Origin of the sequence: Rhizobium sp. 2MFCol3.1, assembly GCF_000377565.1 — a bacterium.
Classification (GTDB): domain Bacteria; phylum Pseudomonadota; class Alphaproteobacteria; order Rhizobiales; family Rhizobiaceae; genus Rhizobium.
Genome location: NZ_KB898361.1, coordinates 195967 through 211478, shown reverse-complemented (window position 1 = coordinate 211478; position 15512 = coordinate 195967). Strand labels below are relative to the sequence as shown.

The 15512-nt window shown below is 63.6% G+C and carries 13 protein-coding genes and 1 tRNA gene; 8 read left to right on the top strand and 6 right to left on the bottom strand.

All coding sequences use genetic code 11. From position 1 onward, the window contains the following. Positions 1-187 precede the first annotated feature (187 nt). From D460_RS0118355 to recJ, 3 genes are all read left to right on the top strand, one after another. The gene (locus D460_RS0118355) at positions 188-1408 is read left to right on the top strand and encodes an LL-diaminopimelate aminotransferase (protein ID WP_018900041.1); all 1221 of its coding nucleotides are present in this window, start codon (positions 188-190) and stop codon (positions 1406-1408) included. A 65-nt stretch (positions 1409-1473) separates the two neighbouring features. After that, on the top strand, positions 1474-2796 hold the full coding sequence (locus D460_RS0118350) for a homoserine dehydrogenase (protein WP_018900040.1): 1323 nt from the start codon (positions 1474-1476) through the stop codon (positions 2794-2796). A 115-nt stretch (positions 2797-2911) separates the two neighbouring features. Continuing rightward, entirely contained in the window at positions 2912-4717 is a 1806-nt protein-coding gene (gene recJ, locus D460_RS0118345; RefSeq protein WP_026283286.1) for a single-stranded-DNA-specific exonuclease RecJ, read from the top strand. Positions 4718-4727: 10 nt separating this feature from the next. Here the strand turns inward: recJ and D460_RS0118340 are convergent, their stop codons facing one another. Then, positions 4728-5195 carry an Lrp/AsnC family transcriptional regulator gene (locus D460_RS0118340; RefSeq protein ID WP_018900038.1) on the bottom strand — a complete coding sequence of 156 codons (468 nt, stop codon included), beginning with the start codon at positions 5193-5195 and terminating at the stop codon, positions 4728-4730. A gap of 96 nt (positions 5196-5291) precedes the next feature. Here D460_RS0118340 and D460_RS0118335 point away from each other — a divergent pair, with 96 nt between their 5' ends. From D460_RS0118335 to D460_RS0118320, 4 genes are read left to right on the top strand one after another with little or no spacing between them, the layout of a single operon-like run. Beyond that, the gene (locus D460_RS0118335) at positions 5292-6497 is read left to right on the top strand and encodes a diaminopropionate ammonia-lyase (protein ID WP_018900037.1); all 1206 of its coding nucleotides are present in this window, start codon (positions 5292-5294) and stop codon (positions 6495-6497) included. Beyond that, positions 6494-7723, top strand: coding sequence for a Zn-dependent hydrolase (locus D460_RS0118330; protein WP_018900036.1), 1230 nt, complete (start codon positions 6494-6496; stop codon positions 7721-7723). Before D460_RS0118335 ends, D460_RS0118330 begins: the two co-directional genes overlap by 4 nt. Before the next feature lie 15 nt (positions 7724-7738). Further along, positions 7739-8893, top strand: a complete 1155-nt coding sequence (locus D460_RS0118325) for a M20 aminoacylase family protein (RefSeq protein WP_018900035.1) — start codon at positions 7739-7741, stop codon at positions 8891-8893. A gap of 54 nt (positions 8894-8947) precedes the next feature. After that, the gene (locus D460_RS0118320; RefSeq protein WP_018900034.1) at positions 8948-9745 is read left to right on the top strand and encodes an aldolase; all 798 of its coding nucleotides are present in this window, start codon (positions 8948-8950) and stop codon (positions 9743-9745) included. A 144-nt stretch (positions 9746-9889) separates the two neighbouring features. On the opposite strand, the gene D460_RS0118315 is transcribed toward D460_RS0118320, so the two are convergent. Both D460_RS0118315 and D460_RS0118310 read right to left on the bottom strand, forming a co-directional pair. Continuing rightward, positions 9890-9964: transfer RNA gene (locus D460_RS0118315), tRNA-Glu, on the bottom strand. 169 nt (positions 9965-10133) lie between these two features. After that, on the bottom strand, positions 10134-11195 hold the full coding sequence (locus D460_RS0118310) for a class I SAM-dependent methyltransferase (protein WP_018900033.1): 1062 nt from the start codon (positions 11193-11195) through the stop codon (positions 10134-10136). 215 nt (positions 11196-11410) lie between these two features. Between D460_RS0118310 and D460_RS0118305 the strand changes: the two genes are divergently transcribed. After that, positions 11411-11845, top strand: coding sequence for a hypothetical protein (locus D460_RS0118305; protein WP_018900032.1), 435 nt, complete (start codon positions 11411-11413; stop codon positions 11843-11845). A 417-nt stretch (positions 11846-12262) separates the two neighbouring features. Here the strand turns inward: D460_RS0118305 and D460_RS0118300 are convergent, their stop codons facing one another. Genes D460_RS0118300 through D460_RS0118290 form a run of 3 tightly spaced genes read right to left on the bottom strand, consistent with a single transcriptional unit; the run spans position 12263 to position 15418 of the window. Continuing rightward, positions 12263-13036 carry an amino acid ABC transporter ATP-binding protein gene (locus D460_RS0118300; RefSeq protein WP_018900031.1) on the bottom strand — a complete coding sequence of 258 codons (774 nt, stop codon included), beginning with the start codon at positions 13034-13036 and terminating at the stop codon, positions 12263-12265. Between the two features lie 17 nt (positions 13037-13053). Then, positions 13054-14208, bottom strand: a complete 1155-nt coding sequence (locus D460_RS0118295) for an amino acid ABC transporter permease (protein ID WP_018900030.1) — start codon at positions 14206-14208, stop codon at positions 13054-13056. Positions 14209-14212: 4 nt separating this feature from the next. Next, entirely contained in the window at positions 14213-15418 is a 1206-nt protein-coding gene (locus D460_RS0118290; RefSeq protein ID WP_018900029.1) for an amino acid ABC transporter permease, read from the bottom strand. Positions 15419-15512 lie beyond the last annotated feature (94 nt).

The window sequence follows — 15512 nt, the reverse complement described above, 5'->3', positions numbered from 1 at the left end:
TCAGGTGCGGAAGATGAAATTTTCCTGATAAAGCGTCAGCCCCGAGGCGGTCCGTCAAAGAATCGCCGTGCGCTGGACGTCTGATGAATACGGCCTTGGCGATTCTGAAGTTCGTGTCGCAAGCAGCCGGAAGTTAGGACGAACTTCGATTTGCGGTCATGGTGGCCGCGTTTCCGTGGGGAAAGAAATGGAAGAGTTTCACAAAGTCCGGCGTTTGCCGCCTTATGTTTTCGAACAGGTCAACCGTTTGAAAGCAAGCGCGCGAGCGGGCGGAGCCGATATCATCGATCTCGGCATGGGAAACCCTGACCTGCCGACCCCCAAGGCAATCGTCGACAAGCTCTGCGAAGTGGTCCAGGACCCGCGCACGCATCGCTATTCCTCGTCCAAGGGCATTCCCGGCCTGCGCCGCGCCCAGGCCGCCTATTACGCCCGCCGCTTCGGCGTGAAGCTCAACCCGGATACGCAGGTGGTCGCAACCCTCGGCTCCAAGGAAGGCTTCGCCAACATGGCGCAGGCAATCACCGCGCCCGGCGACGTCATTTTGTGCCCGAACCCGACCTATCCGATCCACGCCTTCGGCTTCCTGATGGCGGGCGGCGTGATCCGCTCTTTGCCGGTCGAGCCGGATGACAGCTTCTTCCCGCCGCTGGAACGCGCCGTGAAGCACTCGATCCCGAAGCCGCTGGCGCTGATCGTCAACTATCCGTCGAACCCGACGGCCTATGTCGCGACGCTCGACTTCTACAAGGACGTCATCGCGTTTGCGAAGAAGCACGACATCATCGTGCTCTCCGACCTTGCCTATTCGGAGATCTACTTCGACGACAACAACCCGCCGCCATCGGTGCTGCAGGTGCCCGGCGCCATGGATGTCTGCGTCGAGTTCACCTCGATGTCGAAGACCTTCTCCATGCCCGGCTGGCGCATGGGCTTTGCCGTCGGCAACGAGCGCCTGATCGCGGCGCTGACGCGCGTGAAATCATATCTCGACTACGGCGCCTTCACGCCGATCCAGGTTGCTGCCACGCACGCGCTGAACGGTGACGGCTCGGATATCGCCGAAGTCCGCGGCGTCTACAAGCGTCGCCGCGACGTCATGGTCGACAGCTTCGGCAAGGCCGGCTTCGAAGTGCCGCCGCCGGCAGCCACCATGTTTGCCTGGGCGAAGATCCCGGAAAAGTTCCGCCATCTCGGCAGCCTGGAGTTCTCCAAGCTCTTGGTCGAGAAGGCCGACGTTGCCGTGGCGCCTGGGATCGGCTTCGGCGAAATGGGCGACGATTACGTGCGTCTGGCGCTCGTCGAAAACGAGCACCGCATCCGTCAGGCAGCGCGCAACATCAAGAAGTTCATGTCCACCGCCGACGAGACGATGCACAACGTCGTCTCGTTGAACGCTCACCGCTGATACAATCAGTTCTTTCGGCAGCTGCTCCGGCGGCTGCCATTCATGACATATTTCAGGATCGATCCATGGCAGATGCCCTTAAAATCGGCGTTGCGGGCTTGGGTACCGTTGGTGCCTCTCTCGTTCGTATCATTCAGCAGCGCAGCGACGTGCTTGCCGCGACGTGCGGCCGGCCGATCCTGATTACCGGCGTTTCCGCCCGCGACAAGACCAAGGACCGCGGCATCGATGTCGGCGGCATCGAGTGGTTCGACACGCCCGAGGAACTGGCGACCAAGGGCGACATCGACGTCTTCGTCGAACTCGTCGGCGGCGCCGAGGGGCCGGCCAACATTGCCGTCCACGCTGCCCTCAATCGCGGTCTCCATGTGGTGACCGCCAACAAGGCACTGCTTGCCTATCACGGCGTCGAGCTCGCCAGGATCGCCGAAGAGAAGGGCGCGCTGCTCAACTTCGAAGCGGCCGTCGCCGGCGGCATCCCGGTCATCAAGGCGCTGCGTGAATCGCTGACCGGCAACACGATCTCGCGCGTCTACGGCATCATGAACGGCACCTGCAACTACATCCTGACCAAGATGGAGAAGGAAGGCCTGTCGTTTTCCGATTGCCTGAAGGAAGCCCAGCGCCTCGGCTACGCCGAAGCCGATCCAGCCTTCGACATCGAGGGCAACGACACCGCCCACAAGCTCTCCATCCTGACGACGCTCGCCTTCGGCAACCAGATCGCCGTGGACGACATCTATCTCGAGGGCATCACCAATATCTCGATCGACGACATCCATGCGGCCGCCGATCTCGGCTACCGCATCAAGTTGCTCGGCGTTGCCCAGCGCACGGATACCGGCATCGAGCAGCGCGTGCACCCGACCATGGTGCCTGTCGATAGCGTCATCGCCCAGGTGGATGGCGTCACCAACGCGGTTGCGATCGAATCCGACATTCTCGGCGAACTGCTGATGGTCGGCCCCGGCGCTGGCGGCAATGCCACGGCCTCGTCGGTGCTTGGCGACATCGCCGACATCGCCAAGAGCCGCCCGGGCGCCCAGCAGGTTCCGGTGCTCGGCCACCCGGCCAAGTCGCTCGAACCCTACCGCAAGGCGCAGATCCAGAGCCACGAGGGCGGCTATTTCATCCGCCTGACGGTTCTCGACCGCACCGGCGTCTTCGCCAGCGTCGCCACCCGCATGGCCGAGAACCACATCTCGCTCGAATCCATCGTGCAGCGCTCCAAGCAGCACCTTTCGCCATCGCACCACCAGACGATCATCCTCGTCACCCATGCGACCACCGAGGATTCGGTGCGCAAGGCCGTCGAGGCGATCAAGACCGAGGGCTATCTGGTCGGCGAACCGCAGGTGATCCGCATCGAGCGTCCGAAGGAAGATTGATCCGTGTCACCGCATGGTGATCTATTCTGTGGGCGGCGGGGCGCAGGCGTGCTCCGCCGTCTTTCGTTTGCCGTCACGGCTCTGTAGAACGGCCTTGTAGTGGCAGTGGAGTGACATGATGGATATCCCGGCCGATCCGGTACAGCGCGCCTTTCTGGGTGTCGAGAAATCCGTTCTCGACAATCGCTGGATCTCGCGGCTGGACCAGGCCGGGCAGAACCGGGCGCTCGCCATGTCGCAGATGCACGGCCTGCCGGATCTGATCGCCCGGGTGCTTGCCGGCCGCGGCGTCACTGTCGACGAGGCGGTCGAGTTCCTCGATCCGACGCTGCGCTCGCTGATGCCCGATCCCTACAAGCTGACCGATTGCGAGAAGGCCGCCAAGCGCATCGTCGATGCCATCAACACGCGCCAGCAGGTCGCGATCTTCGGCGATTACGACGTCGACGGCGCATCCTCCTCGGCGCTGATGTACCGCTTCCTCAGCCATTTCGGCGTGACATCCGAAATCTACATTCCAGACCGCGTCTTCGAAGGCTATGGCCCCAACCCCGCCGCCATGGACCAGCTGATCGACAACGGCGCCCGCCTGATCGTCACCGTCGACTGCGGCTCCACGAGCCACGAGGCGCTGGCCGCGGCCGCCAAGCGCCATGTCGACGTCGTCGTCATCGATCACCACCAGGTGACACATGACCTGCCGCCGTGCCACGCGCTCGTCAATCCGAACCGCGAGGACGATCTGTCGGGGCAGGGGCATCTCTGCGCAGCCGGCGTCGTCTTCCTCGTGCTTGTCGCCACGCTGAGGCTGTTGCGCGAGGCCGGCCATCCGAAGGCGCGCAGCATCGACCTCCTGCAATGGCTTGATATCGTGGCGCTCGCCACGGTCTGCGACGTCGTTCCGCTGAAGGGCCTGAACCGCGCCTATGTCGTCAAGGGCCTGATTGCCGCCCGCCACCAGGGCAATGCAGGCCTCTCGGCGCTGTTTCGCAAGGCCGGCCTTGCCGGGCCGGTGACGCCCTATCACTTCGGCTTCCTCATCGGCCCCCGCATCAATGCCGGCGGCCGCATCAGTGACGCCGCACTCGGTAGCCGGCTATTGACACTCGACGATACCGGCGAAGCCGAAGCCATTGCCGAGCGTCTGGACGAGCTCAACCGCGACCGCCAGGTGATGGAAGCCAACATGCTGCAGGAGGCAGAGGCCGAGGCCTATGCCGAATATGGCGACGGCAGCGGCGCCTCGGTCATCGTCACCGCGCATGAAAAATGGCATCCAGGCATCGTCGGCCTGATCGCCGCAAGGCTGAAGGAAAAGTTCAAGCGCCCCGCTTTCGCCATAGCCTTCGACCCAAATGGCAAGGGCACCGGCTCCGGCCGCTCCATCAACGGCTTCGACATGGGCAAGATGGTGCGCGCGGCGGTCGATGAGGGGTTGCTGGTCAAGGGCGGCGGCCATGCCATGGCGGCGGGCCTTACCGTCGAACGCGACAAGCTCGGCCGGCTGCGAGGCTTCTTCTCGGAACGCGCCGAAAAGACCGTGGCAGCGCTGGTGGCCAACGAGACGCTGAAGATCGACGGCGCGATCGGCGCCAGCGGCGCGACGATCGACTTGATCGATCGCCTGGAAACGGCGGGTCCCTACGGCTCCGGCCATTCACAGCCGATCTTCGCCATCCCCGCCCACCGCGTCCGCGATTCCAGGATCGTCGGCGAGAAGCATGTGAAGGTCACGCTCGAAGCCATGGACGGCGCCCGCCTCGACGGCATCGCCTTCCGCGCCGCCGATACGCAGCTCGGAAACCTGCTCCTGAACTCGCGCGGTGCCAACCTGCATGTGGCGGGTTCGCTCGGCGACAATCACTATCAGGGCTCGCGCCGCGTCCAGCTGCGGGTGATGGATGGCGCCATCGCGCGCTGACCAGCTGGCATCAGAGCGGCACCGTCAGTGTCGACTTGACATTGTCCATGGCGATGAAGGTCTTGAATTTCTTCACATTGCCGCTGTCGAAGAACAGCCGCCGCGTCAGCCGCTCGTAATGGGCCATATCGGGCACCAGCACGACAAGCACGAAATCCGCCTCGCCGGTCACGTAATAGCACTGCTGCACCTCGGGCGCCTCGGCGAAGCTCTGCTTCAGCGCATCGATCAGATCGGCGCGCTCATTGTCCACCTCCACCTCGACGAAGATGGTGATCGGCTGGCCGACCTTGGCGGGATCGAGCAGGGCCGAATTCTGCCGGATGACGCCGCTCTGCTCCATCCGCTTGATGCGCCGCTGGACGGCCGGCGCTGACAGGTTGACGGCCTCGCCGATCACCCGCTGCGGCGTCGTGTTATCCTCCTGCAGGATCTTCAGAATGGCGATGTCGAATTGGTCAAGACCATCGGCAGACATGGCGGCTCCACGAAACAAACTTGCAAAACAGGGGCCGTTTTGCAGCGCCTTTTTCGCGCCTCCTGCAATATATCTTTATGGACAGGAGGGATCGACATGTTTTTGAAGAACACGCACACCGACTTCGGCAAGCCGCTATCCGCAACCGATGCCGACATGCTCGGCCCCGAGGGCGCTGCCCATGCGCAAAACTATCTCAGCCACCGCGACGGCCATAAGCCGACGCCATTGCTTGCCTTGCCAGGCTTGTCGCGTGACCTCGGCGTCGCCTCCATCCACGTCAAGGATGAGGGCCACAGGCTTGGGCTTGGGAGCTTCAAGGCGCTTGGCGGCGCCTATGCCGTCGCCCGCCTCGTGCTCGACGAGGCATCGAAGCGATTGGGCCGCTCGGTCGATATGGCCGAATTGCAGACGCCTGAGGTGAGGGCCGTGGCTGCCACCATGACCTTTGCCTGCGCGACGGACGGAAACCACGGGCGCTCGGTGGCGCAGGGTGCGCAGCTGGTCGGCGCCCGCTCAGTCATCTCGGTTCACTCAGGCGTCAGCGCCGAGCGCGTCGCCGCCATCGCCCGCTATGGCGCCGAGATGGTCCGCGTCGAGGGCACCTATGATGATTCGGTGGCGGAAGCCGCGCGCGTCGCCACCGAAAACGGCTGGACGATCGTGTCGGATACCGCGTGGCCAGGTTACGAGCGCATTCCCGGCCTCGTGATGCAGGGCTACACGGCGCTGGTGCGCGAGGCGCTGCAGCAACTTCCCGAGATACCCACCCATGTCTTCGTGCAATGCGGCGTCGGCGGCATCGCAGCAGCCGTGGCCGCGCATCTGGCGCTCGAGCTTGGTGAGAACAGGCCTGTTTTCACCGTCGTCGATCCGGCCCGCGCCGCCTGCATGTTCGAGGCGGCAAGAGCGGGGCGGCCTGTTACAATCGCTCATGCGGAGCCGACGGTCATGGCGATGCTCGAATGCTACGAGCCGTCGCCGATCGCGTGGCGAATCCTTAGCCGGCTTGCGGATGGTTTCATGACCGTGGAGGATACCGACGCGATCGCGGTGATGAACCGGCTGGCGCGGCCCGCTGCCGGCGATCCGGCCATCGTTTCGGGCGAAAGCGGCGGCGCTGGCCTCGCCGGACTGATTGCCGCGCTGTCTGATCCCGGGGCCAAGGCGGCGCTCGGGCTCGATGAGACGGCGCGCGTCTTCGTCATCAACACCGAGGGCGCCACCGACCCGCAACGCTACGAGGAGCTGGTCGGGATAGCACCGGGTAAGGTCGGTCACCGTGTGGAGATATCCGCATGAGCCCTGCTTCCATCGATCGCGAGCGCATGCTCGGGCGCATTCGTGAATTGGGTGAGGTCGGGCGGGAGGATGGCCGATTGACGCGGCTCGCCGGATCGGATGCGGACCGCGCCGGCCGCGATCTGCTGGTCTCCTGGCTGGAAGGCGCCGGGCTTGATGTCAAAATAGACCGCATCGGCAACATCTTCGGGATCTGGACGGAAGAGCCTATCGCTGGCGAAGCGCCGGTGCTGCTTGGCTCGCATATCGACACCGTGATCAACGCCGGCATTTATGACGGCTGCTACGGCGTGATCGCCGGGCTGGAGGTGATCGAAACGCTGAAACGAAACGGCTTCGTACCATCACGGCCGATCGCGGTGGCCGCCTTCACCAACGAGGAGGGCGTGCGCTACGCGCCCGATATGATGGGCTCGCTGGTTCATGCCGGCGGGCTCTCGGTCGAGGCGGCGCTTGCAAGCGTCGGAACGGACGGATCGGTGTTGGGCGAGGAGCTTTCGCGCATCGGCTATGCCGGCGGTGTCGAGCCCGGCTTTCTCAGGCCGAAAGCCTATGTCGAGCTGCATATCGAGCAGGGGCCGGTGCTGGAGCGCGAGGGGCTTCGGATCGGCGCGGTCGAGACCCTGCAGGGCATCTCCTGGCAGCGCGTGACGATATCAGGCGTCGCCAACCATGCCGGCACGACGCCGATGTCGATGCGCTCGGATGCCGGCCAGGCCGCTGCCGAGGTGATGGTTTTCCTGCGGCAGCGCGCGATGGCGTCGAACATCCCGGTTGTCGCCACCATCGGCTGCATGGCCTTCGAGCCGAACGCCATCAACGTCATCCCGTCGCTGGCAAGCTTCACCGTCGATCTCCGCAGTCCCGACGAGCAGCGTCTGCGCGAGGAGGAGGCGGCACTGGACGCCTTTCTCGATGCGCTGGCATTGCGCGATGGTTTCGGCGTTTCCGTCGAGCGGCTGGCGCGTTTCCAGCCGGTGACCTTCGATCCAGCTATCGTGGCGCTGATAGAACAGGCAGCCGGCCGACGTGGCCTGTCGTCGCGCCGGATGACATCGGGTGCCGGCCACGACGCGCAGATGATTGCCCGCATCGCGCCCTCGGCGATGATCTTCGTTCCGAGCCGCGACGGCATCAGCCACAATCCGAGAGAACACACAGATGCCGATGACCTTGTCGCCGGCGCCGACATCCTGCTTGATGTCGTCCGCGACCTCTCTGCATGATCGGGAGACGATAACATGACCGACCTGACAGCGCTGAACGACGAGATGACGGCATGGCGACGCGATCTGCACGCGCATCCGGAATTCGGCTTCGAGGAGACGAGGACGGCGGCCTTCGTGGCGGATAAGCTGCGTTCGTTCGGCCTTGAGGTCGCGGAAGGGGTCGGCGGAACCGGCGTCGTCGGCGCGCTGACGCGAGGCACTGGAAATCGCGCGGTTGCGCTCCGCGCCGATATGGACGCACTGCGTATCACCGAGCGGGGACAGGCGGACTACCGCTCTCAGGTGCCGGGCACGATGCACGCCTGCGGCCATGACGGGCACACGGCCATGCTGCTCGGCGCCGCCAAACTATTGGCCGAGGAGGGTGGTTTTGACGGCACCGTGCGCTTCCTGTTCCAGCCGGCGGAGGAGTGGGGCAAGGGCGCGCTCGCCATGCTCGACGACGGGCTGATGCAGCGCTTCCCCTTCGACGAGATCTACGGCCTGCACAACATGCCGGGCCTGCCGGTCGGGCATTTCGAGACCAGGGCAGGGCCGGTCATGTCGGCGGAGGATAATTTCGAGATCGTCCTCACCGGGCTGGGCGGCCACGCCGCCCGCCCGCAATCCGGCAACGAGGTGCTCGTCGCCGCCTGCGCGCTGTTGACCAACCTGCAGACGATCGTCTCGCGCCGGCTGAGCCCCGCCGATATCGCCGTGGTCTCCGTCACCGAACTCATCACCGACGGCACCCGCAACGCGCTGCCGGGGCTTGCCCGCATTCTTGGCGACGCCCGCAGCTTCCGCCCGGAAGTGAGCGCCGAGATCGAGCGGCAGATGCGCATCATCGCCGATGGCACGGCGATGGCCTACAACGTGACCGCCGAAACCCGCTACACGCGCGAATTCGTGCCGCTCATCAACGACGCCACCTTGGTGGAAGAGGCGGTGGCTGCCGCCCGCACTGTCTTGCAGGCTGACCACGTCAAGGTCGCCGCCGAGCCGATGACCGCATCGGAGGATTTCGCGCGCTTCCTGGAACACGTGCCCGGCTGCTTCGTCTTCATGGGCAACGGCGAGAACTCCGCGCCGCTGCATAATCCGGATTTCGATTTCAACGACGCTGGCCTTCTGCCCGGAGCACGCTACCATGCCGCGATCATCAGGCGACGCCTGCCGATCGGCTGAGTTTCCGTCCGCATATTTCTACTGCCTGACATTCAATCGCAATGGAGCATCGATATGGCGCATTCCCTGAACAAGTCCTCCGCGGCCACCGGCGCTTCCGGCGCCAACCAGCCGGAGCTCGACACCGAGGAGGTCTGGCAGGCCCGCGCCGATCTGGCGGCCTGCTTTCGCATGGCTGCGCGCCATGGGCTCGAAGAGGGGATCTGCAATCATTTCTCGGCGCTGGTGCCCGGCTATGACGATCTCTTCATCGTCAATCCCTATGGCTATGCCTTCCGCGAGCTGACGGCGTCTAAGCTTCTGATCTGCGATTTTCACGGCAACGTCGTCTCGGGCGAGGGCGAGCCGGAGGCGACCGCCTTCTATATTCATGCTCGCATCCACGCCCGCGTTCCGCGCGCCCGTGTCGCTTTCCACACCCACATGCCCTATGCGACGGCGCTGTCGATGACCGAGGGCGAACCGCTGATCTTCGCCGGCCAGACGGCGCTGAAATTCTACGGCCGCACGGCCTATGACCGCGACTACAACGGCCTTGCGCTGGACGAGCGCGAGGGCGACCGCATCGCCAATGCGATCGGCGACGCCGACATCGTCTTCATGAAGCATCACGGCGTCATGGTGCTGGCGCCCAATATCGCCGAGGCCTGGGACGACCTCTATTATCTCGAGCGCGCCTGCCAGGTGCAGACGCTGGCGCTCTCCACCGGCCGCCAGGTCCTGCCCGTCGCCCCCGATATCGCCGAGGCCGCCTACCGCCAGATGCGCGAGGGCGACCCGGAATCGGCGCGGCTGCATCTGGAGGCGATCAAGCGCATGCTCGACGCCGAGGAGCCGCAATATCGCGATTGAGGTCGGGAGGGCGCGTGTCCGCAGGGGGGGCGCGCCTGATACGAAACGGCGAATAACGGATCGAGCCGAATGGTTCGCTCGCTTTGTCACTTACAGAGAATTTTGGGAAAAGTAGTTCGTTATCAATGACAACGAAGAGAGAAGTGGCACGCCCTAGGGGAGTCGAACCCCTCTTCCCAGAATGAAAATCTGGTGTCCTAACCGATAGACGAAGGGCGCTTCCTTCGTGGTGGCGCCCTTATAATCAGGCACTTGGATTCCCGCAAGCGGCAAAACGCATAAAAATGGCGATGTGCTGATCTTTTCCCTATCCGTTTGATAGTTAATGGCTATTTTCAGCGTTTGGCGATGCGTCGATCCTCTCCGGGCCGTGGATGTCGGCCTCTCTTCAAGCGCGAACCTCGAACACCATGTTGAACGGCGTTTCGGTGGCGCGGTGGAAATGCTTGAAGCCGGCGTCGAGCGCCACTTTGCGCAATCGCGTTTCGCCGGCCTGCGCGCCGAGCGCCAGTCCGACCTCCTGCGACATCGAGGCGGGCGTGCAGATCATCGTCGAGGCGCCGTAATAGACACGGCCGACGGGGTTGAGATTGTCCTTCAGGTGATCATGCGCGAAGGGCTCGACGATCATCCAGGTGCCGCCCGGCGCAAGCGTTTCCTTCACATGCTTTCCCGCGCCGACGGGATCGCCCATGTCGTGCAGGCAATCGAACATGGCGACAAGATCGTAGCGCCCGGCCGGGAAGCTTGCGGCCGACGCCTGCTCGAAGCTGACGCGGTCGGAAACGCCGGCCTCCTTCGCCGCCATCCGAGCGCGTTCGATCGACGGCATGTGGTAGTCGTAGCCGACGAAGCGCGAGGCGGGATAGGCCTGCGCCATCAGGATGGTCGAACTGCCATGGCCGCAGCCGACATCGGCGACCTTGGCGCCGGCCTTCAGCTTGTCCTCGACGCCGTCGAGCGCCGGTATCCACTCGGTGACAAGGCTGTTGTTGTAGCCGGTGCGGAAGAAGCGTTCGGTGCCGCGGAACAGGCAGTTGCTGTGCTCGTGCCAGCCGAGCCCCTTGCCGGTGCGGAAGGCATCGGCCACCTTCGGCTCGTCCGTCCACATCGCCTGCACCAGCTGGAACGCGCCGGTGAAGAATGCGGGGCTGTCCTCGTCGGCGAAGACCAGGGCCTGCTCCGGTGTCAGCCGGAAGCGGTCGGTCTTTTCGTCGTAGGTCAGATAGTCGGCGGCGGCGAGCGCCGAGAGCCATTCGCGCAGATAGCGTTCTTTGACCGCCGTCTTTTTCGCAAGCTCGGCGGCGGTGACGGGCTCGCCGTCGCTCATTGCCTTGAACAATCCGACGTCGTCGCCGAGCACCACCAGGGAGCCGGATACGGCGGCGCCGATATCGCCGACCAGCCGGCCGACGAGGGCATCCACTTTTTGCATGTCGGGTTGGCGCATGTCATCCTCCATAAAAATGCAGGGAAGAACCAGCGGCGCGACTATACACCTGCTCACGGTCGCGTGAAAGGACGGCGCGGGGCGAGGGCGCCCGGCCATGCGGCATTCCGGGTGTCACGGAATATTCGCGCAACCATCGAAAAAGCCGCGTTGACAACAAAATGCGCCGGGATAAGAGTGGCTTAGCCTGCATATTAGGCTTTGGAGGAATGACCATGATCAAGCATCTGACAATTCTTGCCTCTGTTTCCCTGCTCGGCGCGCTCGCCTTCGCCACGCCGTCCTCGGCGCTCTCGATGAAAGAGTGCAGCGCCAAGTACAAGTCGGCGCAGGCGGATGGTTCCGCCAAGGACATGAAGTGGAACGACTTCCGCAAGGCGCAGTGCGGCCCGGATGCGACCGCTGAGCCTGACGTTACGATGGCAACCGGCGCCGAGCCTGAAAAGCCGACGATGGACGCTCCCAAGGGCGTGACCTTCCCGACGGCGATTGCTCCCAAATACGCCAAGGAAACTCCCGGCAAGGGCCGCATGCACACCTGCGTCGATTCCTACCACACCAACAAGGACGCCAACACGCTGAACGGCCTGAAGTGGATCCAGAAGGGCGGCGGCTTCTACAGCCTCTGCAATGCCAAGCTGAAGGGCTGATTTCGGATTAGCCGAGCGCCGCCGGGACGGCATCCGCCGTCCCGCCCGGTTTCTTCCGCCGTTCCGCAGGCCTGTTGCGGCGAGGCTGGGAAGGGCATTCGTTTCAACGGGTTTCCGGCGCCGACCACCCTCTCCGCCGTCATGCTCGGTCTTGTGCCGAGCATCTGCCGGTCTCTCCATTTGCTCGACGGGAATGGACACTTGGCACCCGGTGGCCAGACTCAGCGCCTTTACTTCGTTCGCTCGCCTTGAGCAGCACTGTTGCATTCTGGGCCACGTGCTTAGATCCTCGGCACGTTGGCCGAGGATGACGCCGAGAGTGAGGAGGCGCCTTCGTTCCCAGGTTCCCGCCGGGCATAGAAAAACCCGCCGCGGCTTTCGCCCGGCGGGTTTTCATTGAGCATTACTGTCGCAGTCCTAGTGCAGGATCTGGCTGAGGAATAGCTTGGTGCGCTCGTGCTGCGGATTGTCGAAGAACTCGGCGGGAGAGTTCTGTTCGACGATCTGGCCCTGGTCCATGAAGATGACGCGGTTGGCGACCTGGCGGGCGAAGCCCATTTCGTGGGTCACGCAGAGCATCGTCATGCCTTCTTCGGCAAGACCGACCATGGTGTCGAGCACTTCCTTGATCATTTCAGGGTCGAGCGCCGAGGTCGGCTCGTCGAACAGCATGATCTTCGGGTTCATGCACAGCGAGCGGGCGATCGCCACGCGCTGCTGCTGGCCGCCGGAGAGCTGGCCCGGATACTTGTTGGCCTGCTCGGGGATCTTGACGCGCTTGAGGAAGTGCATGGCGATCTCTTCGGCCTGCTTCTTCGGCATCTTGCGCACCCAGATCGGCGCCAGCGTGCAGTTTTCCAGGATCGTCAGATGCGGGAAGAGGTTGAAGTGCTGGAAGACCATGCCGACTTCGCGGCGCACTTCGTCGATCTTCTTCAGGTCGTTGGTCAGTTCCGTGCCATCGACGATGATCTGGCCCTTCTGGTGTTCTTCCAGGCGGTTGATGCAGCGGATCATCGTCGACTTACCGGAGCCGGAAGGGCCGGCGATGACGATGCGCTCGCCGCGCATGACCTTCAGGTTGATGTCGCGCAGCACGTGGAAATCACCGTACCACTTGTTCATGCCGATGATTTCGATGGCAACATCGGTTGCCGACACGGTCATCTTTTTGGGTTGGGCTTCAGCCATGATTTTTCCCCTTGCTCTTATCGTTTGTGGCCAGTGTCGAGGTGGCGTTCCATGAAGTTTGAATAGCGTGACATGCCGAAGCAGAAAAGCCAGAAAACGAAGCCCGCGAAGATCAGGCCGGTCAAAGGCGTCACCGCACTTGCCCAGTTGGCGTCCGAGAAGTTCAGGCGCACGATGTTCAACAGGTCGAACATGCCGATGATCGACACCAGCGACGTATCCTTGAAGGTGCCGATGAAGGTGTTGACGATGCTGGGGATAACCAGCTTGATCGCCTGCGGCATGATCACCAGCCGGGTCTTTTGCCAGTAGCCGAGGCCGAGCGAATCCGCGCCCTCGAACTGGCCCTTCGGAATGGCCTGCAGGCCGCCGCGGATGACTTCGGCCATGTAGGCCGAGGTGAAGATCGACACCCCGATCAATGCGCGCAGCAGCTTGTCGATGGTCCAGCCGGTCGGCAGGAACAGCGGCAGCATGACGCTGGCCATGAAGAGGACGGTGATCAGCGGCACGCCGCGGACGATTTCGATGAAGGCCACGCAGACCATGCGGATGACCGGCATCTTCGATCGCCGTCCGAGCGCGAGCAGGATGCCGCAGGGGAAGGAGACCGCGATGCTGACGAAGGAAAGGATCAGCGTCACCATCAGGCCGCCCCAGAGCGACGTTTCAACGACCTCGAGACCGAAGCCGCCGTAAAGCAGCCAGAAGGAGACGACCGGCAGGACGAGGAACAGCAGGATGGCGTTCAGACCCTTGCGCGGCACCGACGGGATCAGCATCGGCACCAGCAGTGCCACGAACAGGATGCCGACGATGGTCGGGCGCCAGCGGTCGCTGATCGGATAGCGGCCGAAGATGAACTGGTCGTACTTGGCCTGCACGAAGGCCCAGCAAGCGCCGCTCCAGCCATCAGGCTGAACGCCGCCCTGGACGGTCGTTGCGCAGAAGGTGCGATCGGGACCGGACCAGACGGCCTCGATGAACAGCCAGTTGACGATGTGCGGCACCGCCCAAAGGATCAGCGCCAGCGCAAGCACCGTCAGCACGACGTCTTTCGGCGTCGCCAGAAGGTTCTTGCGGACCCAGGCGGTTACGCCCTTTTCTCCCGCCGGGGCGGGTTCTGGCGACAGCATGGTTGTTCGGACGAAAGAGTTCTTGGATACGGACATCGTCTTATCTCTCCACCAGGGCCATCTTGGCGTTGAACCAGTTCATGAACAGCGAGGTGAGGATGCTCAGTCCAAGGTAGATGATACCCCAGATACAAACGATCTCGATCGCCTGACCGCTCTGGTTCATGATGGTGCCGCCGACCGCGACGAGGTCGGAGAAGCCGATGGCGATCGCCAGCGACGAGTTCTTGGTGAGGTTGAGATACTGGCTCGTCAGCGGCGGGATGATGATGCGCATGGCCTGCGGCACGACGACGAGGCGGGTGACGCTGGAGGGATGCAGACCGAGTGCTCCGGCCGCTTCCGACTGGCCCTTCGGCACGCCCCGAATACCACCGCGCACGATCTCGGCGATGAAGGATGCGGTGTAGAAGGACAGCGCCAGGAACAGCGACATGAACTCAGGCCCGACAACCGAGCCGCCGGTAAGGTTGAACTTGCCGGCAACGGGAATGTCGAAGGACATCGGCAGTCCCGATGCGAGGAAGGCTACGACGGGCAGACCGACGATGAGCCCGATCGATACCCAGATGGTGTGGAACGGCTTGCCGGTGGCGGCCTGCCGCTTGTGCGCCCAGCGCGCCATGAAGATGACGGCGATGATCGCGATCACGAATGCCGCCAGCACCGCGAGCATGCCGCTCTCGAAGATCGGGCGAGGGAAGGCCAGGCCGCGATTGTTGAGGAACATGCTGAACGGCAGGTGCAGCGATTCACGCGGCTGCGGCAGAACGGCGAGAACGCCGGAATACCAGAAGAAGATGACGAGCAGCGGCGGGATGTTGCGGAACACCTCGACGTAGATCTGGCAAAGCTTGGCGATCAGCCAGTTGTGCGACAGGCGCCCGATGCCGACGATGAAGCCGATGATGGTCGCCGTGATGATGCCGGTGATGGCCACCAGCATGGTGTTGAGGATGCCGACGACAAGAGCGCGTCCGTAGGTCGAATCGCTGGTGTAGGAGATCAGCGACTGGCCGATTTCGAAGCCGGCGCGGCCGCGCAGGAAGCCGAAGCCCGAGGCCGTGTTGCTGCGTGCGAGGTTGGCCGCGGTGTTGTGCGCGATCCACCAGACGAGGCCGACGAGTGCGACAACGGTGAGAACCTGGAAGAAGATGCCCCGATATTTCGGGTCGTTGAGTACGGACCGGTAGTTCCAGCCGCTTTCGGATATGGGTGCGGTGTGAGCCGCCTCTTGCTGCGCCATGCCGAGCCTTTCCCCTGTGTGCCCCTTTTAGGGCTTTTCTTTTTTGGAAGACGGAAAGGCGGCTTGGCCGCCTTTCCGGGCTTTCATAAGGGGC